Here is a 13,173-nt window from a genome sequence, read left to right on the forward strand (position 1 = left end):
GAGGAGCTCCAAGTCGGGGCGCCTCCGGATCGGAGCATCCCACACCGCCCGCCGCCCCGCGATGGGGAGCACTCCCCGTCCGCTCCCGTCCGCCCCGTGTCCGCTCCCGCCGTCCCGTCCGCGCACGCCTCACCCGTCCAGCCTCCCCGCCTCGCTACGCTGGCACGATGATCCTCACCCCGGACCAGGCACCCGTCGGCTCCCCGCGCCCCGCCCGCCCGGGCGGCGAGCCCCGTCCGGCGACCGCCGTGCGCTACTCGGCCGAGGCGGGGGAGCGCGCCGAGCAGGCGCTGCCCGCCGAGGCCGGAGCGGCAGGGATCGTCGGCCGCACCATCGCGCCCGGCGAGGTGCTGCGCTGGTTCGTGCACCCGGTCCTGGACGAGGAGCTGAGCTGGGGCGCGACCCATGTCGCACTCGACCTCGTCCTCGACGACGGCTCCCGCCTCTCGCAGCACGAGCCCCGCGACCAGCACGGCTCCCTCGCCACCGCCCGCGGGCTCGGCGAGGCGAGGATCCTCTACGCCGACCAGTGGAACGACGTCCAGGTGGGGCTCGAGGCGCTCGTCGGCCGCCGGATCGAGGAGGTGCTGGTCGAGGTCGACGTGCCCGAGGACCACGAGGCCGATCTCCTCGAGGACCTCCAGTCCGAGCCCGGCGAGGCCGCGCCGCCCGCCCCGCTGCACGGCTGGATCGACGGCCCCTCCCTCGCCGTGCCGCCCGCGGACCCGCCGCTCGAGGACCCCGTCGCCTGGGTCGACACCCGGCGCGGCACCCGCTCGGCCTTCGAGTTCTCGCGCGGGAACACCCTGCCGATCACCGCCCTGCCCAACGGCTTCGCGAAGTTCACCCCCGCGACCGACGCCCGCACCCGCCGCTGGATCTACCAGCACCAACGCACCCGTCTCCAGGGCCTGTCCCTCACCCATCAGCCGAGCCCCTGGATGGGCGACCGCCACCAGCTGGTGATGATGCCGCTGCTGGGCGAGAGCCCGGACGCGAGCCCCGCCGCGCGCGAGCGCGCCTTCACCCACGAGGACGAGACCGCCCGCCCCGACCTCTATGCCGTCGCCCTCGAGGGCGGGATCGGGATGCGGCTCGCGCCCACCGACCACGGCGCCGTCTGCGAGATCTCCCTGCCGGAGGACTCCGGGCCCGGCCACCTCCTCCTCGAGGGCGTGGACGCGCACAGCCGTCTCGACGCCGCCGGCGCCGTCTTCGACGGTCGGGTCCAGGGCTGGATCGACTCCTCGCCCCAGGAGGGGTACGACCGGGCCGACGGGGCGACGCGCATGTTCGTGCTCGCCGAGGTGCAGCCCGCCCCCGTGCGCGTCGGGCGCGCGGAGGGCGACAGCGGGGGCAGTGTGCTCAGCTTCGCGCCCGGCACCCGCACCGTCACGGTCCGCCTGGTCACGAGCCTGCTCGGTCAGGACCAGGCCCAGCGCACCTTCGCGCTCGAGCTCGCCGGACGCACCCTGGAGCAGGTCCGCGAGGAGGCCCACGCCCTGTGGACCCGCCGCCTGCAGGTGCTCGAGGCGCCCGACGCGACCGCACCGCAGCGTCGCACCCTGTACGGCAACCTCTACCGCCTGAACCTCTACCCGTCCTCCCACTGGGAGAACCGCGGCACCGCCGAGGTGGTCGAGCCCGTCCACGCGAGCCCCGTGCTGCCCGTGCGCGGCGCGGCGACCGACACCCGCACCAACGCCGAGACCGTGCCGGGGCGGATGTACGTCGACCACGGCTTCTGGGACACCTATCGCACCGCCTGGCCCGCCTACGCCCTGCTCTACCCCGAGCTCGCCGCGGAGCTCGCCGACGGCTTCGTGCAGCAGCACCGCGAGGGCGGCTGGATCGCCCGCTGGTCCTCACCCGGGTACGCCGACTGCATGACCGGCACCAGCAGCGACATCGCCTTCGCGGACCTGCAGGTCAAGGGCGTGCCGCTGCCCGATCCGCAGGCGACCTACGAGGCCGCGCTGCGCAATGCGACCGTCGCCCCGCCGCAGCCCGAGGTGGGCCGCAAGGGCGGGGAGACCGCCGTATTCCGCGGCTACGTCGCCGCCGACGCCGAGGTGGGGGAGAGCGTCTCCTGGAGCCTCGAGGCGCACATCAACGACGCCGGCATCGCAGCGCAGGCGGCGCTGCTCGCCGAGCGGGCCGAGGCCGAGGGGGACCGGCTCCGCGCCGAGCGGCTGCGCGGCGAGTCCGCCTATCTCGCCGCGCGCAGCGCGAACTACGCCCTGCTGTTCGACCGGACGACGGAGTTCTTCCGCGGCCGACGCTCCGACGGGGCCTTCGCCGTCCCGGCCGCGGAGTTCGACCCGCTGGAGTGGGGAGGGGACTTCACCGAGACCAACGGCTGGACCTTCGCCTTCCACGCCCCGCACGACCCCGAGGGCCTCGCCGCCCTGCACGGCGGCCGCGACATGCTGCGCGGCCGGCTCGAGCAGTACCTGGACACGCCCGAGCGCGCCGACCGCCGCGGCACCTACGACACCACCATCCACGAGATGGTCGAGGCGCGGGCAGTGCGGATGGGCCAGTTCGGGTTCTCCAACCAGCCCGCCCACCACATCCCCTTCCTGTTCCACCACGTGGGCGCGCCGGAGGAGGCCTCCCGGATCGTCCGCGAGGTGCAGCGGCGCCTGTTCGTCGGTGAGCAGATCGGGCAGGGGTATCCCGGCGACGAGGACAACGGCGAGATGAGCGCCTGGTGGCTGCTGACGGCGCTGGGGCTGTACCCGCTGCAGCTCGGCACGGGCCGCTATCACCTGGTCGCGCCGCTGTTCGAGACGGTGCGGGTGCGGCCGCTGGGCCGGGAGGGCTTCACCCTCACCGCGCACGGCGCGGGCGGGGCGCCGGCCGGCGCCGAGGACGTCTGCATCACCGGGATGCGGGTGCGCGGCGCGGAGCACGCGGACTCGTGGATCGACCACGCGGACCTGCGCGGGGAGATCGAGGTCGAGCTCGGCGCGGAGCCCGGGGACTGGGGCACGGTCCCGCCCTCGCCGACCGCGCCGGGGCAGCGGCCGCAGCCGCTGTGGGACCTCTTCGCCGCGGACCCCTCGCAGCCGCTGCTGGACGACGACGCCCGCACCGAGCTCGTGCTGGAGACGGCGAGCGCCGTGCTCGACCTGCCCGAGCTCGGCGAGCCGATGCAGGCCCGCTTCCTCACCCTCACCTCCTCCGCGGAGACGGGCGGGGACCCGATCGCGTGGCGGCTGGAGGGCTCGGACGACGGCGAGAGCTGGGAGGTGCTCGACGCCCGCTCCGCGCAGCGCTTCGAGTGGCGACGCCAGACCCGCCCCTTCGAGATCGCCTCCCCGCGGCCGTGCCTGCATCACCGCCTGGTGGTGACGACCTCCGAGGGCCCGCTGCGGCTGGCGGAGCTCGAGCTGCTCGCCTGAGCGGGCACCGACCGCCGCACGAGCCCACCGCGCCCCGAGAGCGGGGTGCCCGCGCGGCGGTCGATCAGCACCCACGGCAGGGTCATCGCCGCCCACACCGCAGCGATCAGCACCGCCTCGACCAGCAGGTACTGCGGCCACGGCCCCAGCAGGTCCAGGATGCTCGGCCCGGCGGGCGCCCGGTTCAGGTAGCCGTAGTTCGCGCCGGTGAGGGCGTTGCCGGTGACGGCGATCCCCGCCCACAGCAGCGTCGCCGCGTAGGCGATCCCGTACCCGCGCCAGGTGGGCCGGTAGCCGAGCCCCCACACCAGCACCACCGGGGCGAGCACCCCGGCGCCGTGCGCGATCCAGTACTCCGCGAACTCCAGCGGCACCCACACGAAGTAGTTCAGGTCCGGGGTGAGCACCGACTGCATGTTCAGCGTCAGCCCCCAGAACCAGGTCACCACCACCACCCATCGCGCCTGCGTGATCAGGGCGATCGGGACCAGGAACCGCAGCGCGTCGGAGTAGTGCAGCGGCAGGGACTCCTCGAGGTTCCAGGCCCAGGGAGTGAACCCCCACGCCGTCCAGGCCGCGGAGTTCGCCAGCAGCGCCCAGCCCGCCAGGCGCAGCGCGCGGTCCGTCGCCGCGGGCTCGGTGCGGCGCGCCCAGCGCACGAGGACGACGGCGGCGAGGGCGAGGAGCACCAGCATCGCGAGGTGCGCGTTGCCGTAGGCGGGCATGTGCCCGATCGCGGGGGCGGCGAGGAGGGCGTCGTCGGGGTCCGGGCCGGGTCGCTCCAGGTGCATCGTCGGCTCTCCTCGCGGTCGCTCGGCCTCGCCCCGTCGTCGGGGCGCACGGCCCGAGCATACGGAAGCGCCCCGCCGGGGCGGGGCGCTTCCGTGCTGCGGCGGGCGGGTCGGCCGGGCCGGCGGGACACGCCCGGCCGACGGGGTCGACGGGCCCGCTCAGGCGGTGGCGGGGTCGACGGGCCCGCTCACGCGGTGACGGACCGGCGTCGTGCTCCGAGCTCCTTCGCCGCGGTCACGAGCGCGGCGGCGACCAGCGTGCCGGCGAGGATCGCGAGCACGAAACCCCACACCGGGCTGATCGCGAAGGCGACGAAGATCCCGCCGTGCGGTGCCTGCGAGCCCACGCCGAAGGCCATGATCAGCGCGCCGGTGACAGCGCCGCCGGTCATCATCGAGGGGATCACGCGCAGCGGGTCCGCGGCCGCGAAGGGGATCGCGCCCTCGGAGATGAACGCCGCGCCCAGCAGCCAGGCCGTCGTCCCGTTCTCCCGCTCCACGGGGGAGTAGAGGCGGCGGCGCACCACGGTGGACAGCGCCATCGCCAGCGGCGGCACCATGCCCGCGGCCATCACCGCGGCCATGATCTGGAAGGACGCCTCGGTGCCCTGGGAGAGGCCGGCGGTCGCGAAGAGATAGGCGGCCTTGTTCACCGGGCCGCCCAGGTCGAGGCACATCATGAGCCCGATGATCACGCCCAGCAGCACCGCGGAGGAGCCGGACATCCCGGTCAGACCGTCCTGCAGGGCGGTCATCAGGGAGGCGAGCGGGCGGCCGAGGAAGAGCAGCATCAGCCCGCCGACCACGAAGGTCGTCACCAGCGGGATGATCACCACAGGCATCAGTCCGGCGAGCCACCGCGGCGGCTTCATGGTGGTGAACCACAGCGCGACCAGGCCCGCGAGCAGGCCCGTGATCAGCCCGCCCAGGAAGCCGGCGCCGACCGCCACGGACACCGCGCCGCCGATGAAGCCGGGCGCGATGCCGGGGCGCCCGGCGAGGCCGAAGGCGATGTAGCCCGACAGGGCCGCGACCAGGAAGCCCATGCCGAGGTTCCCGAGCGTGAACAGCACGGCGCCGAGGTAGAGCGCCAGACCGGCCCGCTCGGTCGCCGCGGCGCCCGTCGGCCCCTCGTAGTCGACGTGCCCGGGGAGGGAGGAGAGCGAGCTGGTGGTCGCGACGTCCTGGGCGACGAAGGCGACGTCGAAGCCGGCGATAAGGAAGCCGAGCGCCATCAGCAGGCCGCCCGCGGCGACGAAGGGGATCATGTAGGACACGCCGGTCATCACGGCGCCCTGGATGCGGCGCGGCCAGGACTGGGAGGCGCCGCCCTGCGCCGACTCGTTCGAGGCGGAGGCGGTGGTGACCCGCGCGGCCGACGGGTTCGCGGCCGCGGCGACGGCCTCGTCGATCATCTGCGGTCCGTGGGAGATCGCGCGCTTGACGGGATGCTCCACGAGCGGCAGCCCGGCGAAGCGCTCGCGGCCGGAGATGTTGACGTCCGCGGCGATGATCAGCGCGCTCGCGGCGGCGATCTGCTCCTCGGTGAACGGGGTGATGCCGCCGGAGCCCTGGGTCTCCACGTGCAGCCGGACGCCCTTCTCCTTCGCGGCGTTCTCGAGGGACTCGGCGGCCATGTAGGTGTGGGCGATCCCGGTGGGGCAGGAGGTGATGGCCAGCAGCACCGGGGCGTCCGCCGACGCCTCGTCCGGCGGGGCGGTGCTCGACGAGGCGGCGCTCGCCGGGGCGGAGCCGGACGGTGGCGCGGCGGTCGAGGCGGTGCCCGTTCCGACTGCTCCGTCGGCGGGCGCCTCGGACGTCGCAGCGCCGGCGGCCGGCGCGTCGGTCCCGGCCTCCTCGGGGGCGACCACGCCCATGACGAGCTCGGAGACCTCCTCGGGCGTGCTCGCGCCGCGCAGGGCGGCGAGGAACTCGGGGCGGATCAGCGCACGGGAGAGCTGGGCGAGGAGTTTCAGGTGCTGGTCGTCGGTGCCGGCAGGGGCGGTGATCGCGATGATCAGGTCCGCCGGACCGTCGGGGGCGCCGAAGTCGACCGGCTCGCTCAGGCGCACCAGGCCCAGCGCCGCCTCGCGCACGGCCTCGGTGCGGCAATGGGGGATCGCGAAGCCGCCCGGCATGCCGGTCGCGAAGGACTCCTCGCGCTTCAGCAGCCCGGCCTCGAGGCCGTCGCGCTCGGCGCGGCCGGTCGCCGCGACGAGATCGGCCATCATGCCGATCACGGCGTGCTTGTCCCCGGGTGGGGCGACGTCGAGCCTCACCAGCTCGGGGGTCATCAGCGCAGCGGACATCGGGTTCTCCTTCGAACGATCCCGCCCGCGGGGGCGGACGGGGCAGGGGTCAGAGGCGGACGACGCGGGAGGCGTCGATCCGGACCTGATCGGGACGGGGGATGGTGGTGCCGGGCAGGCCCACGGCGGCCGTGCCGTAGGCGAGGGAGCGTGCGAGGCGCAGCGGAGGCTCCTCCTCGAGCGCACGGGCGATGAGATAGCCGGCGGTCGCGGAGTCTCCGGCGCCGACGGTCGAGACGACCTCGACGGGAGCGGAGGGGCTGTACCAGGCCGCTCCCTCGGTCGCGAGGAGGCCGCCGGCCCCGCCGAGGGTCACGAGCACCGCGCCGACGCCCCGCCGGTGGAGGTCCAGGGCGGCCTTGGCCACCGGCTCGAGGTGCCTGTCGGCGGCCTCGGCCTCGAGGGCAGCGCCGTCGGTGCCGAGGATCTGGCCGAGCTCCTCGGCGTTGGGCTTGAGGAAGTCGGGGGCGGCGCTGTCCAGCGCGGCGGCGAGCGCCGCGAGCGGTGCGTCGGAGGTGTCCACGCCCACCCGTGCGCCGCGCTCCCGCAGCGCGACGACGAGACGCACGTACTCGTCCACCGGCAGGCCGGGCGCGAGGGAGCCGGAGAGCATGACGCTGTCCCCGGGGCCGGCGACGGCCAGCAGCAGCTCCTCGAGGGCGGCGACCTCGGCCCGGTCCAGGGTCGCACCGGGCTCGTTGAGCTTCGTGGTGGTCTCCGGGGCGGAGAGCACGGTGAGGTTCGTGCGCACGCGGCCCGCGACGGGGCTCGCCCGGTGGGGGAGGCCCTCGACCTCGAGCAGCTCCAGCAGCGCATCCTGCGGCGCGGCGGGGAGGACGGCGGTCACGGGCAGCCCGGCGCGGTGCACGCCCAGCGCGACGTTGATCCCCTTGCCGCCGGGCTGGAGGCCGTCGGCGCCGATGCGGTGCACGCCGCCGGGGACCAGGGGGCCGCCGAGGTCGACGGTGCGGTCGAGGGAGGGGTTCGCGGTGAAGGTGATGATCATGCGGTCAGCACCTCGATCCCGGCCTCCTCGAGCTCGGCCGCGAGCTCGGCGGGCAGGCCGTCGTCGGTGACCAGGGCATTGATCCCGGCGGTCGTCGCGAAGGTGACCAGATGACGCGTGCCGGCCTTCGAGGAGTCCGCGAGCACGACGCGTCGTGCCGCGCAGCGGGCCATCGCGGACTTCACCGCCGCCTCGTCGGGATCCGGGGTGGTGAAGCCGGAGGGGTCGAAGCCGTTGCAGCCGAGCACGACGAGCTCGGGATGCAGCAGGCCCACCGCCTCCACGGTCCCGGCACCGACGGCGGCCTGGGTGGTGGGGCGGACCCGCCCCGGCAGCACGTGCACCTCGAGATCGGTGTGCACGAGGGCGCCCTGCGCGATCGCCGGGGCATGGGTGATCACGGGGCCGCGCCGGCCGCTGAGGTGAGGGATGAGCTCGCCGACCGTGGTGCCCGCATCGAGCATCACCGCGGCGCGGGGATCGGCGGGCAGCAGGCTGGCGGCGGCGCGGGCGATGCGGCGCTTGGCTGCGACGTTGGTGGTGCGGCGGGCCTCGAGGTCGGGCTCGACCTCGGCGGTGCTCGGAGGAACGGCCCCGCCGTGGACCCGCACGAGCAGCCGCTCGGCGGCGAGCTGGTCGAGGTCGCGGCGCACCGTCTCGGTGGTGACGTCGAAGTCGACCGCGAGCTCGGTGACGGTCACGCGGCCGCTCGCCTCGAGCAGCTCGAGGATGCGGCGCCGGCGTTCACGGGCGTACATGGGACACCTGCTTCGTCGGAGGTCGGACGGGGGACCGTCGCGGCGCGGGGCCGTGGACGGCCCCGCGGGATGAGAGCATCATACGCCCGAAAGCCACAGAGAACAACAGTGACAGTGTCTTTGTTTCTGTGGATGGGGTGAGGCGGCTTGGGCGAGGGGCGAGAGCGCCCCTGGAGTGAGCGAGCCGTCCACTCCCAGGAGGAACGATGACCCCGGCGGACCAGACGCCGCGCGCGAGCCAGGGCTGCCGCCCACGGGTACGGCGCTGGCGATGACGATCATCGGCGTGCTGACCCGCGGCACGATCGCCTCGGCGGTCTCCGGCGTCGCGGGCGGCATCCGCTGGCTGTCGAACATCGACATGGCGCTCGCCCTCGTGCTGGCCGTGTTCATCTTCGTCGTCGGCCCCACCGTGTTCCTCATGAACATCATCCCCGGCGCAATCACCGAGTACTTCGGCACCCTGCCGGACATGCTCGGGGCGAACATGTCCGAGGGCGAGGACATGCAGACCTTCCTCTCCAGCTGGACCACCTTCTACTGGGCCTGGTGGGTGAGCTGGGCGCCCTTCGTGGGCGTGTTCACCGCGAAGATCTCCCGCGGCCGCACCATCCGACAGTTCGTGCTCGGCGTGCTGCTGATCCCCTCCTCGATCATCGTGCTCGCCTTCGCCGTCCTCGGCGGCACCGCGATCTGGCTGCAGCGCCGGGCCAGCGAGCTCGACGCCGCCGGGAACACCGTCGGCATCGCCGACCCCGACCGTGCGATCGCGCCCGACGGGACGATCGAGTCGCTCCCCGCCCCGGAGTAGATCCCCGGACAGCGAGTACGCCACCGGCGGCGAGTTCGACTCCACCGCGCCCGAGGTCACCGAGTGGTACGCCCGCACCGACGAGGACGGCAACCCGATCGACTATGACTACGAGCGGGGCGTCTACCTCGACGCCGACGGGAACCCGCTGCCCGACGAGGACGAGGGCGCGGACCCCGGGGCGGACGACGCCGAGGGGGGACGATTCCGCGGAGAGCTCGCTGGAGGAGGCTCCCGAGGACGGCGACGGGCCCGCACGGCGACCGGGCGGAAGCACCGGGCGGAGCTGAGGCGCCGGACCGTCGGCAGTGCGGGGCCCGCGGCGCGGGGCGCGCCCGGTGCGCTTGGCGGGACTGAGGCATCGGCCATCCCCGTGAAGCCGCGAGGGAGGCGCGGGGCGGGCGGGCCGCTACCATCGGAGCACTCCGCGCCGCCCATCCACAGGAGCTGTGACCCGATGACCCAGGCCTATCACGCCGATTCCTCCGACCTCGTAGAGAAGGAGGTGCTGACCTGGGAGCTGTTCGGCACCGCCTCGCGCGAGCTGGCCCAGACGATCGCCGACTCCGACTTCGAGCCGGAGATCATCATCGCCGTGGCCCGTGGCGGTCTGCTCCCGGCCGGGGCGCTCTCCTATGCGCTGGGCGTGAAGCTCTCCGACGCGATCAACGTCGAGTTCTACACCGACGTGCACGAGACCCTTCCCGATCCGGTGCTGCTCGCCCCCATGCTCGACACCGAGTCGATCAAGGGCAAGCGCCTGCTGGTCGTCGATGACGTCGCCGACTCCGGCCGCACCCTCGCGCTCGTGCTCGACCTGATGCGCGAGATGGGCGCCGACGCCCGCAGCGCCGTCATCTACGGCAAGCCCCGCTCGGTCGTGGACCCGGACTTCGTCTGGCGCCGCACCGACGAGTGGATCGTCTTCCCCTGGTCGGCCGAGCCGCCCGTCACCCCGTCGGTGGGCTGACCGCGCCGCGACCTGCACCCTCCACGCGCACGCACCAGACGGATCGGGTCAGGTCCTGAGCCACTTCGGCATAGAGAATGGCTCAGAACCCGACCCGATCGTGGTTCCGGGCCGGGCTGCGCGGGGTCAGCGGCGGACGGCCACGGCCCCCGAGGGCTCGCTCTGCTGCCAGGTGCGGTCATAGGCGGTGACGGCGTAGAACCCGCTCCCGTCGGCGCCCTCGTGGACGATCTCGCCCGCGGCGCGCTCGGCCCGCACCACGGCGACGAGGCGGCGTCCGTCGGCGAGCTGCGCCTGGCCGATCTCCTCGTCGGGCAGGTGCCACAGCGCGACGGAGGTGGCGCCGCGGGCCCGCCATCGCACCTGCACGCCGTCGGCGGCGGAGCGGGCCGAGACGACCGTCGGCTGCTCGGGCGCCTCGCCGGGCACGGACTCGAGCGCGGGCACCACCGCGGGATGGCCGTAGTGGCGGGCGACGAGGTCGTCGACCGAGCCGGTGGCGTCCTCGCGCAGGCTCTTCGCGCTGAAGTACACGTTGCCGGCCACGGCCGGCAGGGTGCGGGTGAGGTCGAGGTGGTCGCCGAGCTCGGTCATCTCCTCGAAGGTGCCGTCGATCGCCTTGTAGGCGCCCTCACCGATGAACAGGCCCACCCCGGTCCCCTCGACCGTCCCGCTCCACCAGTGCACGAGGGACTCGTAGTCGGCCGCGGGGTTCCCGAACTGCCAGTAGATCTGCGGGGTGATGTAGTCGACCCAGCCCTCCTGGACCCAGCGCCGCGAGTCGGCGCAGATGATCTCGTAGGACTCCGAGCCGGAGGTGTCCGAGCCCGCCGGGTCGCTGCTGGCATTGCGCCAGATCCCGAAGGGGCTGATCCCGAAGCGGACCCAGGGCTTCTCCGCCCGGATCCGCGCGTGCATCTCGCGGACCAGCGCGTCGATGTTGCCGCGACGCCAGTCCTGGATCGGGGTGCTGCCGTCGGAGTGGGCGGCGTAGGTCTCCTCGTCGGGGTAGTCCTCGCCCGCGACCGCGTACGGGTAGAAGTAGTCGTCGAAGTGGACGCCGTCCACGTCGTAGTGGGTGACGGCGTCCATCATCGCGTCCTGCACGAAGGCGCGGACATCCGGCAGGCCCGGGTCGTAGTAGAGCTTCCCGCCGTAGGGCCACACCCATTCGGGATGCTGACGTGCAGGATGGTCCGGGGCCAGCTCCGGCTCCTCCGACATCGCCACGCGATACGGGTTGAACCAGGCGTGGTACTCCAGGCCCCGGGCGTGGGCCTGCTCGATCTGGAAGGCGAGCGGGTCGTAGCCGGGATCCTGGCCCTGGGTGCCGGTGAGGTACATCGACCAGGGCTCGAAGCGGGAGGGCCAGAAGGCGTCCGCAGTGGGGCGCACCTGGGCGATCACCGCGTTCAGTCCGATCTCCTGGGCGAGATCGAGCCAGCCCAGGTACTCCGCCCGCTGCTCCTCGGCGCTGAGGCCGGGGGCGGAGGGCCAGTCGATGTTGACCACGGAGGAGAGCCACATGGCCCGGAACTCGCGGGCCGGGGGCGCGGGATCCTGCGGACCGGGCTCGTCGGCGTGCGCGGCGGCGCCGACGAGGGCGGAGCCGCCGGCGAGACCGGCGACGACGGCGGTGGAGCCGACGGCGGCGGAGCCGGACAGGCGCAGGAAGGAACGACGATCGACGGGATGCACGGCGCTGAGCTCCTCGGTCGGGGACGGAGGTGGCCCACCGTCGCACAGCCGGCGCGGCCGGGCAAGCATGCGCGGCGCCGTGCCGTCCCGCGGAGGTCGACGCGGCACCGGTTGTCGGAGCGGGCGGGACGGAGGGGTCGAGGGGTGGGACGCTCAGCGGGCGGCCGGCGGCTCCGTCGAGTCGCCGGCGGGCTCCTGGTCGCTGCCGGTTCCTGCATCGTGCGCGTCGGCGGTGTCACGGCCGTCGGCCGTGGCGTGCCCTGCGCCCTCGGCGTGCCCCTCGCCGCCGCCGTGGTGGCCGAAGGGCAGGAAGTGCACGATCACGGCGAGGATCCCGCCGATGATCAGGCCGAACAAGAAGGAGAAGAAGGTGTTGACCAGCCAGGCGAGCAGCGCGCCGACGCCGGCGACCCCCGCGACCAGACCCTCGAGGTGGTGCACCAGGCCGTAGGGCTGGGCGAGCCCGAGCTCATGGGTGCCGACCAGCAGGATGTGGCCGCCCACCCACAGCATCGCGATCATGCCGACGTAGCTGATCACGTCCATGACTCGCGGCATCGCGCCGACCAGTCCGCGGCCGAAGCGCTTCTTCCCCTCGGAGGCGTCCTCGTCCTTGGCCATCGCCAGGCCGATGTCGTCCATCTTCACCAGCAGGCCCACAGCGCCGTAGACCAGGGCGGTGATGCCGAGGGCGATCACCACGAGCACCGCGGCGCGCATCCACAGGTTGTCGGTGTCCACCGAGTTCATCGAGATCACCATGATCTCGGCCGAGAGGATCAGGTCGGTGCGCACGGCGCCCGAGACGACCTTGTCCTCCGCCCCGGCGCCCTTGGTGCTCGCAGGCGCCTCCTTGGGCTTCCCGCGCACCAGCTCCCAGACCTTCTCGGCGCCTTCGAAGCTGAGGTACAGGCCGCCGAGCATGAGGATCGGGGTGAGCAGCCAGGGGGCGAACACGCTTAGCAGCAGCAGGACCGGCAGGATGAAGACGAGCTTGTTGCGCAGCGAGCCCTTGGTGATCCGCCAGATGATCGGCAGCTCCCGGTTGGGCTTGATGCCCTGGACGTACTGCGGCGTCACCGCGGCATCGTCGATCACGACGCCGATCGCCTTGGAGCCTGCCTTGGCGGAGGCCGCGGCGACATCGTCCGCGCTGGCCGCCGCGAGGCGCGCGAGCGCGGCGACGTCGTCGAGCAGGGCGGCGAGTCCACCGGCCATGGGAGTCCTTCTTCCGAGGAGACGGCCGCGGATGCGACCGGGCTCAGGATAACGGTGCAGGAGCTGCGGATCGCTCCGCAGGGACCATGATCAGGCCACGGGTCCGGTCAAGCCCACGGCTCGGCTCCGGTCAGCTTCTCGGCACGAGATCGTCCTGTCTTCCCCTCACGGCGAACATCCGCGACCTCCCCTCGACGCGCCGCCG

At 73.7% G+C, this 13,173-nt stretch carries 9 protein-coding genes; 3 read left to right on the forward strand and 6 right to left on the reverse strand.

Translation table 11 applies throughout. The annotated features are described in order from the left end of the window. The first annotated feature begins 167 nt into the window (after nucleotides 1-167). Nucleotides 168-3,407, forward strand: a complete 3,240-nt coding sequence (locus DS079_RS08740; RefSeq protein ID WP_126986612.1) for a GH92 family glycosyl hydrolase — start codon at nucleotides 168-170, stop codon at nucleotides 3,405-3,407. On the opposite strand, the gene DS079_RS08745 is transcribed toward DS079_RS08740, so the two are convergent. The 4 genes from DS079_RS08745 to DS079_RS08760 form a co-directional block, all read right to left on the reverse strand. Beyond that, the gene (locus DS079_RS08745) at nucleotides 3,341-4,198 is read right to left on the reverse strand and encodes a YwaF family protein (protein ID WP_126986614.1); all 858 of its coding nucleotides are present in this window, start codon (nucleotides 4,196-4,198) and stop codon (nucleotides 3,341-3,343) included. The genes DS079_RS08740 and DS079_RS08745 overlap by 67 nt on opposite strands. A gap of 188 nt (nucleotides 4,199-4,386) precedes the next feature. Beyond that, nucleotides 4,387-6,507: a PTS fructose transporter subunit IIABC gene (locus tag DS079_RS08750; protein WP_126986616.1), complete on the reverse strand. Its 2,121-nt coding sequence runs from the start codon at nucleotides 6,505-6,507 to the stop codon at nucleotides 4,387-4,389. A gap of 49 nt (nucleotides 6,508-6,556) precedes the next feature. Beyond that, nucleotides 6,557-7,513 carry a 1-phosphofructokinase family hexose kinase gene (locus DS079_RS08755; RefSeq protein ID WP_126986618.1) on the reverse strand — a complete coding sequence of 319 codons (957 nt, stop codon included), beginning with the start codon at nucleotides 7,511-7,513 and terminating at the stop codon, nucleotides 6,557-6,559. Continuing rightward, nucleotides 7,510-8,271: a DeoR/GlpR family DNA-binding transcription regulator gene (locus DS079_RS08760; protein WP_126986620.1), complete on the reverse strand. Its 762-nt coding sequence runs from the start codon at nucleotides 8,269-8,271 to the stop codon at nucleotides 7,510-7,512. Before DS079_RS08760 ends, DS079_RS08755 begins: the two co-directional genes overlap by 4 nt. A gap of 271 nt (nucleotides 8,272-8,542) precedes the next feature. On the opposite strand from DS079_RS08760, the gene DS079_RS08765 reads away from it, so the two are divergent. Both DS079_RS08765 and DS079_RS08770 read left to right on the forward strand, forming a co-directional pair. Beyond that, complete coding sequence (locus DS079_RS08765) at nucleotides 8,543-9,082, forward strand: BCCT family transporter (RefSeq protein ID WP_241237600.1); 540 nt, start codon at nucleotides 8,543-8,545, stop codon at nucleotides 9,080-9,082. 457 nt (nucleotides 9,083-9,539) lie between these two features. Further along, the gene (locus DS079_RS08770; protein ID WP_053918501.1) at nucleotides 9,540-10,052 is read left to right on the forward strand and encodes a phosphoribosyltransferase; all 513 of its coding nucleotides are present in this window, start codon (nucleotides 9,540-9,542) and stop codon (nucleotides 10,050-10,052) included. 126 nt (nucleotides 10,053-10,178) lie between these two features. On the opposite strand, the gene DS079_RS08775 is transcribed toward DS079_RS08770, so the two are convergent. Then, nucleotides 10,179-11,750 carry a glycoside hydrolase family 10-like protein gene (locus DS079_RS08775; protein WP_206516152.1) on the reverse strand — a complete coding sequence of 524 codons (1,572 nt, stop codon included), beginning with the start codon at nucleotides 11,748-11,750 and terminating at the stop codon, nucleotides 10,179-10,181. A 153-nt stretch (nucleotides 11,751-11,903) separates the two neighbouring features. Further along, on the reverse strand, nucleotides 11,904-12,968 hold the full coding sequence (locus tag DS079_RS08780) for a DUF808 domain-containing protein (RefSeq protein ID WP_126986624.1): 1,065 nt from the start codon (nucleotides 12,966-12,968) through the stop codon (nucleotides 11,904-11,906). Nucleotides 12,969-13,173: the final 205 nt, after the last annotated feature.

Source organism: Brachybacterium paraconglomeratum, assembly GCF_003994255.1.
Classification (GTDB): Bacteria; Actinomycetota; Actinomycetes; order Actinomycetales; family Dermabacteraceae; genus Brachybacterium; species Brachybacterium conglomeratum.